Origin of the sequence: Paenibacillus uliginis N3/975 (genome assembly GCF_900177425.1) — a bacterium.
Classification (GTDB): domain Bacteria; phylum Bacillota; class Bacilli; order Paenibacillales; family Paenibacillaceae; genus Paenibacillus_AQ; species Paenibacillus_AQ uliginis.
In genome coordinates, this window is the sequence record NZ_LT840184.1 from 3770796 (window position 1) to 3788133 (window position 17338).

The 17338-nt window shown below is 42.7% G+C and carries 20 protein-coding genes; 2 read left to right on the forward strand and 18 right to left on the reverse strand.

All coding sequences use genetic code 11. The features are described 5' to 3' along the window. Nucleotides 1-24 precede the first annotated feature (24 nt). The 16 genes from B9N86_RS17785 to B9N86_RS17855 form a co-directional block, all read right to left on the reverse strand. Complete coding sequence (locus B9N86_RS17785) at nt 25-726, reverse strand: hypothetical protein (protein ID WP_208914486.1); 702 nt, start codon at nt 724-726, stop codon at nt 25-27. Then, complete coding sequence (locus B9N86_RS17790) at nt 710-1822, reverse strand: hypothetical protein (protein ID WP_208914487.1); 1113 nt, start codon at nt 1820-1822, stop codon at nt 710-712. Before B9N86_RS17790 ends, B9N86_RS17785 begins: the two co-directional genes overlap by 17 nt. A gap of 38 nt (nt 1823-1860) precedes the next feature. After that, nucleotides 1861-2319 carry a hypothetical protein gene (locus tag B9N86_RS17795; protein WP_208914488.1) on the reverse strand — a complete coding sequence of 153 codons (459 nt, stop codon included), beginning with the start codon at nt 2317-2319 and terminating at the stop codon, nt 1861-1863. Next, nucleotides 2316-2924: an RNA polymerase sigma factor gene (locus tag B9N86_RS17800; protein WP_208914489.1), complete on the reverse strand. Its 609-nt coding sequence runs from the start codon at nt 2922-2924 to the stop codon at nt 2316-2318. The genes B9N86_RS17795 and B9N86_RS17800 overlap by 4 nt, the downstream gene beginning before the upstream one ends. 259 nt (nt 2925-3183) lie before the next feature. Further along, nucleotides 3184-4119, reverse strand: coding sequence for a cysteine synthase A (gene cysK, locus B9N86_RS17805; protein ID WP_208914490.1), 936 nt, complete (start codon nt 4117-4119; stop codon nt 3184-3186). A 230-nt stretch (nt 4120-4349) separates the two neighbouring features. Continuing rightward, nucleotides 4350-4913, reverse strand: coding sequence for a CPBP family intramembrane glutamic endopeptidase (locus B9N86_RS17810; protein ID WP_208914491.1), 564 nt, complete (start codon nt 4911-4913; stop codon nt 4350-4352). A 314-nt stretch (nt 4914-5227) separates the two neighbouring features. Then, nucleotides 5228-5698: a DinB family protein gene (locus B9N86_RS17815; protein WP_208914492.1), complete on the reverse strand. Its 471-nt coding sequence runs from the start codon at nt 5696-5698 to the stop codon at nt 5228-5230. A gap of 24 nt (nt 5699-5722) precedes the next feature. After that, a complete protein-coding gene (locus B9N86_RS17820) occupies nt 5723-6502 on the reverse strand; it encodes an HAD-IA family hydrolase (protein ID WP_208914493.1) in 780 nt (259 codons plus the stop codon). A gap of 4 nt (nt 6503-6506) precedes the next feature. Then, nucleotides 6507-6794, reverse strand: coding sequence for an HAD hydrolase-like protein (locus B9N86_RS30830; RefSeq protein ID WP_342192773.1), 288 nt, complete (start codon nt 6792-6794; stop codon nt 6507-6509). A gap of 47 nt (nt 6795-6841) precedes the next feature. After that, nucleotides 6842-7051 carry an HAD hydrolase-like protein gene (locus B9N86_RS30835; RefSeq protein ID WP_342192775.1) on the reverse strand — a complete coding sequence of 70 codons (210 nt, stop codon included), beginning with the start codon at nt 7049-7051 and terminating at the stop codon, nt 6842-6844. Next, nucleotides 7048-7761 (reverse strand): YjjG family noncanonical pyrimidine nucleotidase, encoded by a 714-nt coding sequence (locus tag B9N86_RS17830; protein ID WP_208914494.1) that lies wholly within the window; start codon nt 7759-7761, stop codon nt 7048-7050. The genes B9N86_RS30835 and B9N86_RS17830 overlap by 4 nt, the downstream gene beginning before the upstream one ends. A 221-nt stretch (nt 7762-7982) precedes the next feature. Continuing rightward, a complete protein-coding gene (locus B9N86_RS17835; protein ID WP_208914495.1) occupies nt 7983-8804 on the reverse strand; it encodes a PepSY domain-containing protein in 822 nt (273 codons plus the stop codon). A gap of 146 nt (nt 8805-8950) precedes the next feature. Beyond that, complete coding sequence (locus tag B9N86_RS17840; RefSeq protein WP_208914496.1) at nt 8951-9715, reverse strand: PepSY domain-containing protein; 765 nt, start codon at nt 9713-9715, stop codon at nt 8951-8953. Nucleotides 9716-9799: 84 nt separating this feature from the next. Next, nucleotides 9800-11200: a sensor histidine kinase gene (locus tag B9N86_RS17845; RefSeq protein WP_208914497.1), complete on the reverse strand. Its 1401-nt coding sequence runs from the start codon at nt 11198-11200 to the stop codon at nt 9800-9802. Beyond that, complete coding sequence (locus tag B9N86_RS17850) at nt 11197-11907, reverse strand: response regulator transcription factor (protein WP_208914498.1); 711 nt, start codon at nt 11905-11907, stop codon at nt 11197-11199. The genes B9N86_RS17845 and B9N86_RS17850 overlap by 4 nt, the downstream gene beginning before the upstream one ends. An 892-nt stretch (nt 11908-12799) precedes the next feature. Then, nucleotides 12800-13321: a GNAT family N-acetyltransferase gene (locus B9N86_RS17855; protein WP_208914499.1), complete on the reverse strand. Its 522-nt coding sequence runs from the start codon at nt 13319-13321 to the stop codon at nt 12800-12802. A 630-nt stretch (nt 13322-13951) separates the two neighbouring features. Between B9N86_RS17855 and B9N86_RS17860 the strand changes: the two genes are divergently transcribed. After that, nucleotides 13952-14110, forward strand: a complete 159-nt coding sequence (locus B9N86_RS17860; protein WP_208914065.1) for a hypothetical protein — start codon at nt 13952-13954, stop codon at nt 14108-14110. Between the two features lie 265 nt (nt 14111-14375). Here the strand turns inward: B9N86_RS17860 and B9N86_RS31020 are convergent, their stop codons facing one another. Then, nucleotides 14376-14513 carry an IS3 family transposase gene (locus B9N86_RS31020; RefSeq protein WP_208914500.1) on the reverse strand — a complete coding sequence of 46 codons (138 nt, stop codon included), beginning with the start codon at nt 14511-14513 and terminating at the stop codon, nt 14376-14378. Between the two features lie 339 nt (nt 14514-14852). Next, nucleotides 14853-15239, reverse strand: a complete 387-nt coding sequence (locus B9N86_RS17870; protein ID WP_208914501.1) for an IolE/MocC family protein — start codon at nt 15237-15239, stop codon at nt 14853-14855. A 566-nt stretch (nt 15240-15805) separates the two neighbouring features. Between B9N86_RS17870 and B9N86_RS17875 the strand changes: the two genes are divergently transcribed. Then, the gene (locus B9N86_RS17875) at nt 15806-17257 is read left to right on the forward strand and encodes a serine hydrolase domain-containing protein (protein ID WP_208914502.1); all 1452 of its coding nucleotides are present in this window, start codon (nt 15806-15808) and stop codon (nt 17255-17257) included. Nucleotides 17258-17338 lie beyond the last annotated feature (81 nt).

Genomic DNA, 17338 nt, shown 5'->3' on the forward strand with positions numbered 1-17338 from the left:
ACATTTTTTTATTTCTCCACTTGCCTATCGCACATTCCCACTCCGATCACGCACAATCACTTTTAACGATGAAGGAGCCGATACCGTCACATCGAGCTGGTGTGATCCTCTATTTATTCCGTAGCGTGGCGGCTCGGACAAGTTAATATACAGCACATTACCGGACTGCTTCGTCTGTATGAGAGAGGACAAGCTGTCCCCTTTCATCAATTCCTCTTCGGTTGTACGCAAGCTTCCAAATACGAGTAAATCTTCCGAACTAGTGGAATCACTCTTTACATTATACAAATGACTTCCTTGTACAATGACTTTAGTAACCCCTTTAGGTACATCCATGTTGATGTCCGGTATTTGCACAGTCTTATATACCGCGCCGATCTCACGGCGAATCGGATCCATTAGACCCGTTGAGGTGAGGGCAGCCATTACAATACACCCCAAGGTCAGAATTCCGATTAAGAGTATGCTAAATACGTCATATTTGACATAATCTCCTTTTCGGAAAAAGAGCGTGTATCCTACAATTTCTATCCCTAGTAGTACAAATATAATCGGCCACCATTTCAGAGCAGAATCAAATATCTCTGTCCCTTTCCACTGGGAAGTTAACACCAGCAGGCCTAGTAATAGCAGTGAGACTCCCATCGATAGCGTCCCGACTCTCCACTGCCGTACTGTTGTCGCCGGGACCAGTTCATTTCCTGACAGATTACTTATCTGATTCATGGAAAGGATACTCCTTTCTCAGTTTTTCTGTTTTCGAACCGGTCATCAATTTGATCCCGCCACCGATGAGCAGAATGGAAACAAGCCCGGTCTTCACATAGTTACGGATGTGGTAGCTAATTGGCACTTCTGGGAACATGCTCTCAAGGTAAGGAAGAACAACAGTTGTAAAGATAAAATACAGACCGAGTATGAGTAGACCTAGTCCAACCCATCTCTGATGATTAACAAAACCTTCAATTACTGGTTTATCACGAAGAGGTTCACGGCCGTAACGGCTTATCTGCTGTAGCCCATCAAAGAAGCAATAAAACCAGATCAACGGGATAAGAAACATAAACAGCGACAGTCTTAACACGTCCATTACATAAATGCTGCCCAGAAACATTACCATCATCTGAAATCCACGTTTTTGAAGCCCAAGATACATCTGGCCTGCTCCTGGAAATGCAGAGAGCAGTGTAGCGAACACTTTACTGCGCCGGCTTTCATCGCGTCCTGATTCCAATTCCTCGAACAACGTCCGATCTTGGATAAACTCGCCTGCCTGTTTACGGTGAACAAGCTGAACGACATCAAACATACAGTACAGCCAAATAATTGGTAGCATACCGAAAAACACCAGAAACACAGACTCGTTCGTTAGCCCAGTAAGAAACATCAGAATCGTCGCCAAGCCGAAAAAGGAGATAAGGAAGGATAATCCCCGCTGCATGAGGCCCAGCTGGAAATGCCCTAATCCAGGAATAAACGACAGCAAAATTGTATAGAAACGTTCGCTGTCATCGTTTTTATCCAGGGGTACTGTCATCGGACGGCCATATTCATCGTGAATCACTATGGTCGGTGTATATCTCAACAAGGCCACCAACAAATCGATCATGCTGATCCCCCATATCAATAACGCAACGAGTATGCCGAGAATTAATGGACTATCGCTACCCGTTCCGACGGCCAGAATAAATCCGCCCATCAGGATACCGAAAAACATCAGCGGATACAAAAGCGCCCGTCCTCTTCTGCCCCAGTAGTAGTGGCCCAGCCCGGGAATCACATTCATGATAAAGGCCAGCCCTTTATTGCGTTGTGGTTGCACAATGCATCATCCTTTCACTTTTGTCATTATCAACTTTATTAAGGTTTCAGTCGGTCAAGCCAGCTTGTCGTTTTTTCCATTAATTGTTTACTATAAGATGTAGATTGAGATAGTTTAGGAGCTGTATGGTGTGTATCTTCTGGAAACAATCGGTCAAACGTACCTGAGAACATCAACATAAGCGTAATGGAAGCGGCCACCGTATAATGAAACAACGGACGCTCATACCATCGACGCGGTCGGTCGGATGAAATCGGAACTATCCGGTTCCGGTAAGGAATAATCTCCTCGTTAGACAACACTCCGTCAGTAAAACCTTCAAGGTTTTCCAACGTAGGGAGCTCACTGTCGATTTCAGACATGACCTGCATATATACGTCCAAAGCAGCATCATCAGAAAGCATTAATGCTTCCCATGAAGACGCTTCTTCGGAAGAGCATTCTCCTTTTATGTAGCTGGCTGCCTGCAATCTCCAATTGGAATTCCGCATATTCATTTCCAGTCATCCTCCTTCCATGTGTTTCGGATCCACTGTCTGGCCCTGTAAAGCTTAGACTCAACCGTTTTAATGGTGACTCCGAGCTCAGCGGAAATTTGTTCGTAATTTTTTTCCTCTAGGTAAAAAGCGGTGACAACCTCACGATGATTATTCGGAAGACTGTTTACTTTTTGTCTCAACTCTTCTTTCTTTTCCTTGTTTATCAAATGAACAAGTGTATCTGGGTCCCGGGAAGGAATCCGTTCAAGTGCTTCACCATCTTCTCCCTGCTGTTCAGGGGACCTGCGCGTAATCTTACGTTTCAAATCAATCGATTTGTTAAGCGTTATGCGGGTGATCCATGTCTTAAATCCTTCGGAACGGTACTGGGGGAGAGCTTTGAACACCTGGATAAACACTTCCTGTGACGCATCCTCCGCTTCCTTGGCATCCCGCAGGACCGAATATGCCGTATGGAACACGTGCTGGCTGTACAGGTTTACCAGCTCCCGAAAGGCTTCCTGCTCGCCTTGCAGTATGCGTGTGATTAATCTTTCTGTCTCAATAGCTCTCTCCTCCTTCCCGTAATGAATAGACGCAAGACACCTACCCGCCCCCTGCACTTTCTTGAAAAAAAATTAATAAAATGAAAAAAGAACGTCTTTCGACGTTCTGCATAATGAAAGTCTGTACTTGTATCTATATGAACTTACTACAATCCCAACCGATTGATATAGAGAAATCGCTCTTCTGACCATAAATATATTTCTTAGAATAACATAACTACGGACAGAATTGTTCAGATGACTAGACAAAAATAAAGAACAGCTCCACTGCCGGAAGCTGCTCTTTCTGTTCAACTCAAGAACATGTAGTAATGAACTATATTTCCTCGTAAAGATTCGTCGATAAGTAACGCTCTCCGCTGTCGGGCAGGAGGACAACAATGTTCTTATCCTTGTTCTCAGGCTTGCTCGCGAGCTGCATGGCCGCATAAGCAGCTGCCCCGGACGATATTCCTACGAGCAATCCTTCGGATTTAGCAAGTTCTCTTGCCGTTTCAATCGCGTGGTTGTTGCTTACCGTTACAATCTCATCAACAAATTCCTTGTTGAAGTTACCAGGGATAAAGCCCGCGCCTATCCCCTGAATCTGGTGAGCACCGCGCTGTCCTCCGGACAGTACCGGTGAATCAGCTGGCTCTACAGCAACAATCTTTACATTGCTGTTCTTTTGCTTCAGTACTTCGCCTACGCCTGATATCGTTCCGCCAGTACCTACCCCCGCTACGAAAATATCCACCTCGCCGTTCGTATCCCGCCAGATTTCTTCGGCTGTAGTCTTCCTGTGAACGGCCGGGTTAGCCGGATTATTAAACTGCTGAGGAATAAATGAGCCTGGTGTGGAAGCAGCAATCTCCTCCGCTCGGTTAATGGCACCTGCCATTCCCTCATTAGCGGGGGTTAACACGAGTTCTGCTCCAAGAGCAGCCAGTAATTTTCTGCGTTCCATGCTAAAGCTTTCTGGAAGCGTGATAATCAACTTATATCCGAGTGCAGCCGCGGCAAATGCAAGACCGATACCCGTATTTCCACTCGTCGGTTCAACAATGACGGAATCAGGTTTCAATAAGCCCTTCTCCTCGGCATCCTTGATCATCGCGTATCCAATCCGGTCTTTCACGCTACCAGCTGGGTTAAAATATTCTAATTTAGCAATCACCTTGCCCTGCAGGTGATGACTTTCATTAAAGTTGGACAGTTCAAGTAACGGAGTATTTCCAATAAGATCCGTTAGATTTTTGGCTATTCCTGACATGGTGTTACCTCCATTTAATTGTAATCTCTAGCTTTCACTTTACCATTCATAGTGACAAAAAACAAAAAGCCCCTTCATGGACAAGATTTTCGATCAGTTCCTTCCATATACATTATATCGTAAAGCGACCTCTGAGCCTTTTAAAATCATCAAAGAACTTTCACATCCTAAAGCATCCCGTGTTCGCGTTTTAGCTACCGAATGCTTTTTTTCTTTTTAACCCGATGCGCTTAAAAAATCATTCCGCTCAGTACAAAAAGTATGTTCATAACAAAGTGCATTACGATGACAGGCAGCAAGCCTTGTGATCTAATAGTTGTAGCAGACATCATCATCCCGAACACTGAGAATAACAGACATATCAGCCACGAAAAACCCAAGTGGTAATGGTAGAATCCAAAACCAACGCCAGCGACGATTAGTCCTTTGACTTCACCTAGGATGCCAACAAAACCGCTGAGGATATAGCCCCGCCATAAAATCTCTTCCAAAACGGCATTAACCAAAGCGAAGGAACACGCGTAAATCAGAAGCAAGCCTAAATCCGGTCGGTGCCAATCGATAACCCAAGCGAATGAAAGGACGGTTACACCGGTAAAAATCAGCAAAAACCGCCAAATTGGGTCTGAGAGAAAACCCTTAAGGATAAATGGAAAATAAATAGGGTTATTCCACTTCCCCGCGGCGAGATATGTGGCTTTCCCACCTTTAAAGCGATGAAACCATCCAAATGGAATAAGAAAACCGATTAAACTTAACCTCGAAAGTATAATAGCCCATTCTTCGTGCGGCATTTGCCATGTTTTTATGAACGGCCCCGCATTTATGTATAACTGAAACCCAATGAAATATATATTCTACAAATGCACAGTTCCCCTTTATATCGGAAAAAAAGCAGGATCTTAGCTATGGGATCAGGTGTTTCGATAAGCAGTGAATGCTTAAAATTTAGTGAAGAAGTTACACAAAGTTTGACTTATAGGAACAAACGGAGATGATCTCTCTCGCCGAAATAACATTTTCAGTATCAAAAAACATCCCGCCCTTATCATTGGGCGGGATGTCCCGATTCATAAAATGATCATTTGATAATTTGCTAGACCATTCTTTATATGCTTGCCCCTAGTCCCCTGCCAATAAAATTCGCTGATACCCGCTCCATACCGAGCTCTTTCGCCCAAACAGAGAGCTGTCCCATATGGTGAATTTCGTGGGCTGCAGCATGGCGCAGTATTTCACCGTACACAAAAGATTTCTCATTCCAATGTACTTTAACCACTCTTTGTTCCTTTTCATCAGTTAAAGATTGCAGGATGATCTTCAGATCTTCCCTGTATTTATCCGATAGGAGTTTAACAGACTGCAAGGTTGGATATTCCTCATAAACAGGTTCTGGGTCGTTATAACCTTCAATTCCACGCAGCCAGCTGTACTCAACATCCACGATATGAAACAAGGTTTTTAGGATAGATCCTACTCCTCCGATCCGCTCTGTTGTCAACTCTTCATGCGATCGTGTCTGTAGAACGTCAATCCACTCATCCCTTACCTGCCAATTGTATAAAAATAATGAGTACACTTTAGATCAACCCTCTCTGTTGAATTAAATGCTTAATGTTGCATTTTCCATCCTCGTAATGAACTCATACAAATCATTAACTACGACGCAATCATCGCTACCTAGTTCATCCTCAGGTCTGTATTTTCCCGTACGCACCAGCACAGGCTTCAGTCCGGCTTCTTTAGCGCCAGGCACATCGGTCAGAATATCATCCCCAACACTGATTATTTCTGAAGGTAGACAACCGAGCTGCTTTACTGCTGTCTCATAGATCGTGCGAGACGGTTTTCCAAGCACTACTGCCTTTTGCCTCGAAACCAATTCAAACATTCTTGTAAATGAACCGGTATCGAGCTTTTTTATTCCGCCTGATAAGTAGTATTCCGAGTAGCTGGTCGTAATCAGGACAGAACCTTGAATCAAGTAGTGATATATGCGGTTTAGCAGCTTGTAGTCGGTTTCAATATACTCAAAGTCACACAAAATAACAGCTTCAGGAGTTTCATATGATGATGTTCTTGTCTTCATTTGACTCTGAAAAGAATCCGGTCCGACAAAGAAGAAAGTACGGATGTTGTGACAATTCAAATATTCGTCCAGCACGGTAACTGGACTGATGATATGTTCAGACGGTATGTGTATCCCCTGTGTTGCTAGCAGCCCGGACAGGTCCCAAGGCGACTTGGACACGGTATTGGTAATGATGCGAACAGGAATTTTATTTATCTCACTATACTGCATCAGTTCAACAGCACCCGGAAGTGCCTTGCCGCTGCTAAGAAGTGTTCCTTCCAGATCCATAATCAGACCTTTATATTTCATCCCACTATACCTCAACCATGCTAAATGACTGTAAAAGTTCCTGCACGGTATGTATAAGATAAGTTGGATCAGCGGCCACAAGCTCTTCTTCCGATCCATATCCGAAACCGACTGCGATGGAATGTACATTGTTATTGTGAGCTCCGATTAAATCATGCTTTCGATCCCCAATCATCACGGTATCCGATGGATCTAATCGATAATGATCCATTATGTATTTAATGATTTCAGACTTATCTGAACGTGTTCCATCCAATTCAGCTCCGCTGACAAAGGTAAAGAATGAATCCATTTGAAAGTGAGACATCCCGTGATCCCTGAAATATTCTCTATAATATTCTACGGCTTTCCAGGCTTTGTCCGAAGAGAAGGAATAGGCCTCCATAAAAGTGTTCTGCAGTGGTGGTCCAATAAAAACTCCAATTTGGCTAGGTCAGGCTCAAGAATACCGAACTTGGCAAGAGCATACTGAACGGATTTTGTAATTCCGATCTTGGGGTCGGTCAGGGTTCCATCGAGGTCGAACAATACATTTTGATATCTCATCATACTTTCATACCACTCTCCAGCAGTTTCATAATTTCCATGAGATTATTAATCATGTACTTGGGGTTCTGATCCCTTTGAAGTGTCAGTCCACGTCCATTATAGAAACAGAAGTCTATTCCCGCATTGGTCGCACCCAAATAATCGTCAGTCAAAGAATCACCAATATATAATACCTCGTTCTCACGGACGTCCAACGCTTTAAGAGCATGTTCAAAAATACGGTGATCCGGCTTCCAGCAGTTGACCTCATCCGAAATAATAAGCGTATCAAAATATTGATATAATTTCCCTACTGTCAGCCTCTTTCGCTGCGCGTCTCCTATTCCGTTTGAAATCACACCTAATTTATACTGCCCGTGAAGTGACTCCAAAATTGTATCTGCGTTAGGTTCCAGATGACATGTGCTGGAAAATAAATTCCAATATGTTTTTGAAATGGCCTGTGGCTCGGTATTTTTCCGCTTCAACGCTTGAAACGTATCCGTAAAGGAATGTTCCAGCACCTGATAAATCTTATGATTGTTCAAATTTCGATCCATCCAGTATTTAAAATTGATCGGTCCAAAGACGGTCCAGAATTCGTCCCACTCCAGGTCATCATTCAGCCCATGATCAGCAAGCGCTTGTTTCATGCAGATACGCTCGCTCTGATCGTAATCCAGCAGTGTATTGTCCAAGTCAAAAATAATTGCCTTATAATTCACCCTCATCCATCTCCTTCCTCAACAAATCATAACCTAACTGTTTCTCCGTCTCCATAGGAAATTTTGATAATATCAAATTCATTAGTATGGAACAATATACAACAAAAAGACCTAAAGGCATCTAATCCCTATCCAAGGAATTATCACCTCAAGGTCCTCCTGCTACACTTGCTCCAGAAACATCTGGGTAAGCTATAAATAAACATTCATTCAACTATATTAAAACATTAATCTCGATCGTCGTGGTCATCGTCATGGTCGACAGACAACACTTTTCCAGTCACAGCATCGATGTCCACATCGACTTTCCCCTTTGAAGTTTTCACTTCAACTTCATAGATGTATCGATTGTCATCCTCATCCAATTCGATTTTGACAACTTTTCCCCCGCCTGCAGCCTTGGTTGCAATAGCAGATGCCTGTTCAGATGTAATCTTAACATCTGCAGTTTTGGCGCTGTTCTGATCATCCTGGTCGTCATCATCATCGTTATCGATATCCCTATCCAATACAGCCAGCACTTTTCCGCTCACCGCATCGATATGCACATCCACATCGCCTTTGGATCGTTCGATTTCCACTTCGTAGTATGCCTTACCGTTTTTACGTTCCAAATCCACATCGTCGACACGGCCATTCGCTACCTTTAACGCAGCTTTCTTAGCCTGTGCTACAGAAATATATTTGGCGCTGTTTCGATCGTCCCGGTCGTCATCATTATCGTCATTAATATCTTTATCCAATACAGCCAGCACTTTTCCACTCACCGCATCGATATGCACATCCACATCGCCTTTGGATCGTTCGATTTCCACTTCGTAGTATGCTTTACCGTTTATACGTTCCAAATCCACATCGTCGACACGGCCATTCGCTACCTTTAACGCAGCTTTCTTAGCCTGTGCTACAGAAATATAGGAACTCTTCCCAGTTTCAGCCTTACTGTTTGCACTTTCTCCGTTTGCAGTGCCGCTTGCAGCAACCACGGTACCTCCAAGCAGCAGCGCTGCGGACAACGTACCAATCCACATTTTTCGATTCAACATCATCTTGTTCCTCCTTCAGATTCTAGTTCTTATGTTGTCTACACCTATAGATTACCTTGTACGAATGAGAGACCGGAAAGAGAAACATTAGAATTTGATGAGAAAGCGGTATGAACACTCACAGAAAGTCCAAAACTACAGTCAGCTTACTATTCATCATCATCATCCGGTTCATCGTCATCCCAAGTTACCGAACGAACTGCACCTGAAATGGCATTGATCTCTACTGTCGCTTCCCGGCCATCTTTCAGATTGATTTCGATCAGATAATAAGGTATTTCACTATCTCTACGGCGAAGCTCCACATCATCCACCACACCGGGAATTTTGGCAAGGGCAAGCTTGGATGCTTCTGCTTCTGTCAGCAATTGAGCAGTTTTGTCGTCTTTGTCTTCCTTACCAGGAGGTTTAGATTGAGGTTGAGGTTGAATGTTGCGGAATGAGAGCGTCTCACCTGTATAGGGGTCAACAATAACCTCCTGACGGCGCCCGTCCTTCTGCTTAATGACTGCCTCATATACCTGCTTACCTTTTTGCTGGACGAGTTCCAATTTATCAATTTTTCCATCTGTACTTTTCTGTAGTTCTGCCTTCACCTGCTCCCGGCTCAGAAGCGTTTTCGGCTTCTTCTCCTCCTTCACTTCAGCCTGCCGAATAGAATCCACCGTACCCGATCGGGCGTCAAGGACAACATGGTAAAGACCCGTCTCGGAGCGAAGCTGCAGCTCGTAATATCCGTTTTCAAGCTTGGTTTCTTCAATTTTTCCCGGGTATTGCTCAAGTACAGCCTGCTCTGCCGCTTGTGCTGTCAGCATCGGATCTTCGGACCTGAAGGGCAACCATACCATCAGCAGCGCAGCTGCTGTAACTACGATAATCCCGGTAATCCATGCCCAGCGTCGTCGTGACTTCATCGACATCACCTCTTTGTCATTACTACCGTTCATCCAGTATATCGAAGGAAGATGAGAATTTCATGAGAAACGAAGAACTGCTGTCTAGCTCCGGGCTTTAGCTGGAAGTCTATTCACGAGACCAGGTTCACCGTCTATCGGAAAAATAACAGATGCAGTTGTCCCCTTATTCTCCTCACTTTCCAGTTCAATTCTCGCTCCAATAACTCCCGCAATATCTTTTGCCAGAGAAAGTCCCAATCCGGAACCTCCTGCACTTGACATTCGCGTCCGAGCTGGATCTATCCGATAAAATCGGTCAAACACTTTGTTCATCTCTTCTTTAGGAATCCCGATTCCCTGATCCGTTACCGTAATCCATTGTTCGCGATAATTGCCGCCGACACTAACCGTGATGGCCGCTTCGCTGTATTTACGTGCATTGTCCAGCAAAATAAATAAGAGCTGCTTGAGCTTACTCTGATCTGTATTCTGCCAAGTAGGCTTCTCTGCAACCAATGATATTTCCCGATGATATGCACTTCGAAACGCACGAACCGAATCCTCCGCAAGTTTGGTCAAATCGACCGCTTCCAGTGCAACATTCCATTGCTCAGGCTTTCTCGCCAACATCAGCAGTTGTTCTGTCATTTCACGCATACGGACAGATTCAGACAAAATAGCTTCAACCGCCTCATCAAAAAGCTCCGGCCGTTCCCGGCCCCGGCGCTTCAGCAGGCTGGCATAACTTTCGATAATCGTCAGCGGTGTCTTGAGTTCATGTGAGGCATCTGATACAAAACGTTCTTGGCGTTCAAAACTGGACTCCAGCATATCGATCATCCGGTTGAACGTTTCCCCCATCTCTGTTAGTTCGTCTTTAGACGGCCCTCCTAGACTCAACCGTTTAAAGCGCCCGCTCCGTAGGATGTCCTTCATCGTTCGGATCATCGAGGTAATCGGCTTCATCATCCGGTCGGCCAGAATGCGGCTCGACAAGATGGCGGGAATCAGTGCAATCAGGGTCACCCCAATGAGGACCGAGCGCAGTATTTTGAGACGACTCTCCGTTTCGGCCATACTTTCCACGACCTGCACGTTAACGACTTCACCATCGGGCCAGATCACCGGGACCGAGACCCATACATATCCGGTCTGACTTACCCGAATGCGTTCTGTTTTTCGATCCACTTCATAAACGTATTTCAGTTCGCTTAACTTCTGTTCTGAAGATGTTGTTACAGGAGGCGAGCTTGTTCCGTCCGGTTTTACAATGCGCAGCATTCCATCCAGTGGAGCATACACCCGAAGCAAATCATCAGGCGGAATCGATCCTGCGGACCGCTGTACACCCTTTACAATCGACTCCGTTTCCGCTTCAACCCGTTCCATCTCGTTACTAACAGACATATGATCAAACAGAATATAGACCGACAAGTTCACAGCAATGAGCAGTACCGAAAACAAGACTGAGGAATATAAATAAATTTTGCTTCTCAGCCTCATATCTGCTCCTTCAAGACATATCCGACACCACGCACCGTATGGATCAGCTCCGGTGACCGGCCATGGTCAATCTTCTTTCGGACATATCGGATATACACATCCACAACGTTAGTATCCCCGTAATAATCATATCCCCACACCGCCTGTAGAATCTGTTCGCGTGTCAATACCTGACGTTGATGCTTGAGTAGAAACGTAAGCAGATCGTATTCACGAGGTGTCAGTTCAACCATATCACCGTCGCGAATGACCTCCCTGGTTTGCTCGTTAAGCCGCAGTCCGGCAGCACTTAGCCACTCCACATCCGGCATAGAACCGGATTGTGCGGTTACTTCAGCGGTGCGGCTAAGTCGCAAGGCAGCCCGGACACGGGCCAGCAGCTCTTCGATCTGAAACGGCTTGGTCACATAATCATTCGCCCCCAGATCAAGGCCAGAGACTTTATCTTCTACCGAGTCCTTGGCCGTAAGTAAAATGACGGGAATTACTACATTTTGCTGACGTATACGGCGCAGCACTTCGATTCCGCTCATATTCGGAAGCATAATATCGAGCAGGATCAAGTCCCAGCTACCGGAACGATAAGCTTCAAGCCCTTCTGTACCGCTACTGGCCTTTCCTACACGGTAACCCTCATATTCGAGCTCAATTTCGAGCAAACGCGCAATTTTATCTTCATCTTCTATTACTAGTACCGCTTCGTTCACACCATCTTCCCCCCTGCTTTTCCTTCCTTATTTATACATGCTATGTCTTATTTTGTACAATGGCAGCCACTCCTACGCTTCGCTTTCACGATATAAAAATATCACTTTAGAAATGCTAATCTAACTTCTTATATTCCCCAGTATATAATAAACCCGGTACCAATTCGGTACCGGGTTAGTTAATTTAGATTAAGGGCGAGACTGACTCGAATCTCGCTTTCGTACAAGAGGGTTTGAGCAGGCAGCTTCAAAACTCGCACAGCGATAATGACGATGACGAATTTCTTCAGTTAAAAAACAATTCGAGAAATTCGGGACCAAGAGCGGTTCGATGAGCGATTCGTACACGTAGCGTCTCATAACAGACAGATGTTAGATCAAAATAAAGTGTTAGACTGGAGTTGTTGCTGTAGCGGCATTTTTAAGTTGAAAAATCGTCAGTTTATGAAAAATAAGTATTAGACTGAGGGGAAAAATGAGAACTATAGTAAGTTGGAATTGAAAAATAAAGTATTAGACTACGCAAACTGATCACGGCGCACCGGCATGCTGCCGATCGTTCCACCGGACAGTGCCCTCAAGCACTAGGTGTTGGTTTGGAATAAAGTTTGATCTAAAATATCCCCAAAATCCATATTTTAAGTTAAATGATAAGAACTCGTTTTGAAAAATGATTGATCAAAGCGGGTTAATTCTTTGTGAAATACTATGCGATTTTCATAATAAAGTTTGATCATTTTCTACCTAGTAATTCTAAAACAATCGCGCCCGATTGCGGTATAAATATTATATTTTTGCTAAGACAGAGTTAACAAAATCGGTTTTTTCTTCTGGATATTTGTGTTTATTATGGGTCGAGACGTTGATAGCTTACATTTCTTTCCGAGAGATCCTATTCTACTATGGATTCTGTTATTTTCTCATCTAGATTTTTAATCGCCAACATCGAATTATCCTGAATGATGCCTGTATCTACAAAACCAAATGAAGCGTATAATGTTTTAGCTTTGACATTACTTGTTCGATAAAAGAGGGCTACATATTCTGCTTCCCCATATGGCATATTTTCAATATCCATCAACATTTTTTCAAAGGCAAGTTTGCCATATCCTTTCCCCTGATAACTCTTTTCAATCATAATATGCCATATAAAATAGCTCTTCTTCCCGTAAAAAACTTCATTTTCAAATGATTCATGATCCAACGTATCATAAATATACATCAAAAATCCGACCGCAACTCCATCGGCATAAATGGCAATGGGAGTCGCTGGTATCCCGTCTGCGTTCAACATATGAGCGTCTGCAAAGCTTCTGAGGTTAGTAGTTTCTATAAAGTCTTTCTGGTTTTCTCCAACTTCAAGTGCTATTACTTCATCTATGTTATCCCCGGTTATTTTTCGTAATTCAATCATTTTTTTATCTCCTCTCCTAAGACAAGCCACTTTCACACATGGCCTAAAACATTCCAAATATCATTTCCATTATTCTCAAAATAGGGTACACAAAATATTCACCAATGCTAACTCTTTTTCCCCTGTGATTTCTAATCCTTGTTCCGCAAAATGGCCCGTTTGTTGAATTGTCATAATCCATCTTGTCAATGCAATTGTATCATTCCTTTTTACAAATTATCGGACTTTATTACAAATGATCAATCTTTATTTTAAATCTACACTAGGAGTGTTGAGCAGTTGCAGTGGAATATGACTATGAAGTCAAAGGTGCCTTTGTTTAGTCTACAACTTTATTTTCCGAGTCTAATACTTTTTTTTATTTGAACACAAGGAAAAAATCCTTTTACAATCATTGTCAGTACGTTATAATACAATCACCAGATGGATTACCCAACAAAAAAAGTGAAATATTGGAATTAATTAGTGAAGTCTAAGTAATAACTGATATTGATTAACGGAACATAGTGTTGGGTGATGGACACCATGTAAATTTAGGTTGGACTATCTCCTTTTCACAGTCATGTAGTTACCCTCGGCTCGTCATAGTCTTGAGCCGCTTATTACATAATAGATATCGGAGGTATGGTTATGGTCAATCGCAATAGAAAGAAAATTTTCACAGCCCTCAGCGCAGCTTTAATCGTCTCTATGCTGGCTACTGGCGTGATAGGCGCTGCCCAAGGTAAAACAACGTTAGAGGTAGCGAAGACAGCAGGGGATAAAAAGGTTGAAGTTATTAAAGCATAAGCGAGACCTTACTATGAAGAAGCTACCGTTATTATTAACGGTAAGGATCAAAACTACAGTCAACCCGCAATTGTTAAGTAAGGTGCGACTCTAGTCCCAATTAGAGGGGTATTCGAAGCACCTGATGCGAAAGTCAACGGAATCAAAAGACTCCAACAGTGGTAGCAACTAAAGATGAAGTGCTCCCTGCCAAGTAGAAAGTGAAAAAAACAAAAAAAGTTAATTTATTAACCTCAGCTCGGTTAACCCAGCTGAGGTTTTTTCATTATGAAGCTCGTCGGTATTCGTTAGGTGGCAAGCCACACAAACACTCTGTATAGCGGTAGTTGTAATAGCGAATGTATTCGTTAACGTCTTTGAGGGTGTCTTCATAGGTATCATACTTTTTGACACTCCTACTCATACAGGGACAAGGTCACTATCGTGACTGGGATTCCTAGCTATATATGTTGAACTTTCAAAACAAGCTGTCCGTGACGCCCAGGCTTGCTGCTGAACGATCCGTCGGACAGTGCCGTTAAGCACCATTATTACGAAGAAGCTGCAGTGGAACATGGCGATTAAGTCAAAAGTACCTTGGCTTAGTCTACAACTATATTTTCTGAGTCTAATACTTTAATGAAAATTATCAAGACCTAAACTTAAGGAAATCAAATAAAATATAGGGTTCTACATATTATGCATGACTAATATGTGGAACCCTTTATGTTTAACTAACGTGTCCCGTTAGTGGAATAAAATTTTACTTAGACTGCACTTTTAAATCTTCACCAATTAGCTTTGTACCTTCGTAAATGACACCATGGTCATAATTCTTTATATCAAAATACCCATTATAATAATCCCAAACATCTGAACGATTTGAATACTTAGCAATAACGTCCAATATGTGATTGAATAAAATAGAAGCTTCATCTTCTGTAGGATGTCCATCAACCATAAGCCTGAATTTTTCGTCGTTTTTACCATCAAATGCAGCTGCTGTAGTATCTATTCCCTCAAGTTTCCTAAAATACTCCTCGGATTTTCCGAGTGTATCGCCTATGTCTATGCTTGTTTCCTGACTACAAGCGACAGTTAAAAATAATAAAATAAATGAAAGAGCGAATAAGCTAATTCTATTTAACAATTTATTTCCTCCTTTTTAGCATACCCGCCAATTGCTTGGAAAGATTCGTTAATTACTCAATAATATAATACCAAATATTAGAACAATCCTGCCCGTTAGTTGATAAAACGGCAGCCATTTACGAAGGCTTCCGTTTTTCGTGTGTATTAAGCTCTTGTGTCCCGTTAGCTTAATTAATTACCGGTCAATTCTAATGGCCAACCTGCGTTTTTTTCTGCAAAATCGCACCAAAGTTTAGCAATACTAATGAATGTATCGATTAGATGATGGATAATAAATTAATGAACAAGGTATATATGTTGAGGATTAAAGATTGTTTGTATAATATTATAAATAAATAGGATTTTGTAACGAAACAGATTGAAGAGATCCAGTTAACCTTTGATGAGAACGTTGAGAATACTTTCAGACAATTGACCCTTATCCATAAGAGTGTGAAGTTTACAATAGTAATCTGATCATTGAACATCTAGTATTAAATTTATTGAAATGACACATTTGGCGGATAAGGCGTACTACGGGTTGTTTATATTATCCTCGCATAATTTTTTCGAAATGGAGAGTTTATGAAAAAGACTATTGTTTTTGTATTAACGATACTTATATTATTCTCAGGATTCGCAACACAAAGTTATGCGTCGTTGTCAGATACGCAATCTGCGGCAATACAAGCGTTGCTGGATGATGCCTGTCGTATATCAGGTGTGCCGGGAATGTCAATCTCAATACTTGCTGATGATGAAGTGTTCTACTTTTCTTCCGGGTATGCAGACCGTGAAAGTGGGTTGTCTGCAAGTGAAAATACACTATATGAGTTGGCCTCGGTCAGTAAAGCTTTTACCGGCATGGGTATTCTGCTGTTGGAAGAGCAAGGGCTGCTGTCAATGACTGACACTGTCCAAAAATATTTACCTTGGTTTACGTTAAAGTATCAAGGGAAACCTGTTGATATGCAAAGCCTTACACTCAATAACTTTCTTCACCATACTAGCGGCCTAACAAATGCTAGGCATACTCAAAATATTCCACAAGGCAATACGCCAGATTTGCTGCAAAAGACTGTGGAAATGCTGGTAGATGCTGAGTTGGCGTTCCCTCCCGGTGAACAGTATAACTATGGAACCGTTAATTATGACGTATTGGGTTTGGTTATTGAGATTGTGTCGGGACAAAGCTATGAAGACTTTATGAGGGAACAGGTATTTCAGCCGTTAGGTCTTCACCAGACGTATGTTTATAAAGAAGATGCTCAAGCCACCGGACAGTTGGCACAGGGCTACCGTTCTTCCTTTTTTATGACAACTCCATATAACGCGCCGGATTATTCCGGGAATAAACCCGCAGGCTACATCATTTCTTGTACAAAAGATATGGCGCGTTGGATGGGCATACAGATGGGTATTGTGCAGGACATACCCGAAATATTCCATACGGTTATCGAAAAATCACATCAGGGTGATATGTCTGTTCCGGCTGTCAACGAAATGTATTATGCGGCGGGCTGGTCGGTAAACGCCAACCAAACGATTATAGAGCACCCAGGGGGCAATCCCAATTTCGGAACCGAAGTGGCCATACTGCCAAATGAACGAACAGCCGTCTGCTTGCTGACCAACGGCGCAAATATCAATAGAAGCATGGTACTAAAAGTTAAAGATATATTAGACGGCAATCTAACGCAGTCATATGAAATAAGCGGCACACAGCTTTTGGACATCATTTTATCGTCTACCACAATTATTCTTTGCCTATTGGCCGTTCTGTTCTTTCTCTTAGGATTACGCAGAAGGAAAACGAATGAGCGGCAGCCAATGACAAAAAAGCGAATAATCGTAACAGCTATTTTGCTGATTGCTACGATTGCCCTGTGTATAATGTGCTGTGCATTAGATTGGTCAACGATACTTATTTGGCAAACATATAGTGTTCTTACAGCTTTGATTTCGTCGGCATTATTAACAGCAAGCATTACATGGTTTGTATACACTCACCGATATAATGCCTCGCTCCGAAAATAAGCATTTTGTTCGTTCGCCTTATTGGTATATTGTGAAGTAGACATTTGATAACAAACAATGTTAGCACAAAGGGAGTGTCAG

Coding starts and splice junctions, on each gene's coding strand:
- B9N86_RS17785 (WP_208914486.1), bottom strand. CDS start 726: ATGAATCAGATAAGTAATCTGTCAGGAAATGAACTGGTCCCGGCGACA.
- B9N86_RS17795 (WP_208914488.1), bottom strand. CDS start 2,319: ATGAATATGCGGAATTCCAATTGGAGATTGCAGGCAGCCAGCTACATA.
- cysK (WP_208914490.1), bottom strand. CDS start 4,119: ATGTCAGGAATAGCCAAAAATCTAACGGATCTTATTGGAAATACTCCG.
- B9N86_RS17810 (WP_208914491.1), bottom strand. CDS start 4,913: ATGCCGCACGAAGAATGGGCTATTATACTTTCGAGGTTAAGTTTAATC.
- B9N86_RS17820 (WP_208914493.1), bottom strand. CDS start 6,502: ATGAAATATAAAGGTCTGATTATGGATCTGGAAGGAACACTTCTTAGC.
- B9N86_RS30830 (WP_342192773.1), bottom strand. CDS start 6,794: ATGGATTCATTCTTTACCTTTGTCAGCGGAGCTGAATTGGATGGAACA.
- B9N86_RS30835 (WP_342192775.1), bottom strand. CDS start 7,051: ATGATGAGATATCAAAATGTATTGTTCGACCTCGATGGAACCCTGACC.
- B9N86_RS17830 (WP_208914494.1), bottom strand. CDS start 7,761: ATGAGGGTGAATTATAAGGCAATTATTTTTGACTTGGACAATACACTG.
- B9N86_RS17835 (WP_208914495.1), bottom strand. CDS start 8,804: ATGATGTTGAATCGAAAAATGTGGATTGGTACGTTGTCCGCAGCGCTG.
- B9N86_RS17840 (WP_208914496.1), bottom strand. CDS start 9,715: ATGAAGTCACGACGACGCTGGGCATGGATTACCGGGATTATCGTAGTT.
- B9N86_RS17845 (WP_208914497.1), bottom strand. CDS start 11,200: ATGAGGCTGAGAAGCAAAATTTATTTATATTCCTCAGTCTTGTTTTCG.
- B9N86_RS17855 (WP_208914499.1), bottom strand. CDS start 13,321: ATGATTGAATTACGAAAAATAACCGGGGATAACATAGATGAAGTAATA.
- B9N86_RS17860 (WP_208914065.1), top strand. CDS start 13,952: ATGGTCAATCGCAATAGAAAGAAAATTTTCACAGCCCTCAGCGCAGCT.
- B9N86_RS31020 (WP_208914500.1), bottom strand. CDS start 14,513: ATGAGTAGGAGTGTCAAAAAGTATGATACCTATGAAGACACCCTCAAA.
- B9N86_RS17875 (WP_208914502.1), top strand. CDS start 15,806: ATGAAAAAGACTATTGTTTTTGTATTAACGATACTTATATTATTCTCA.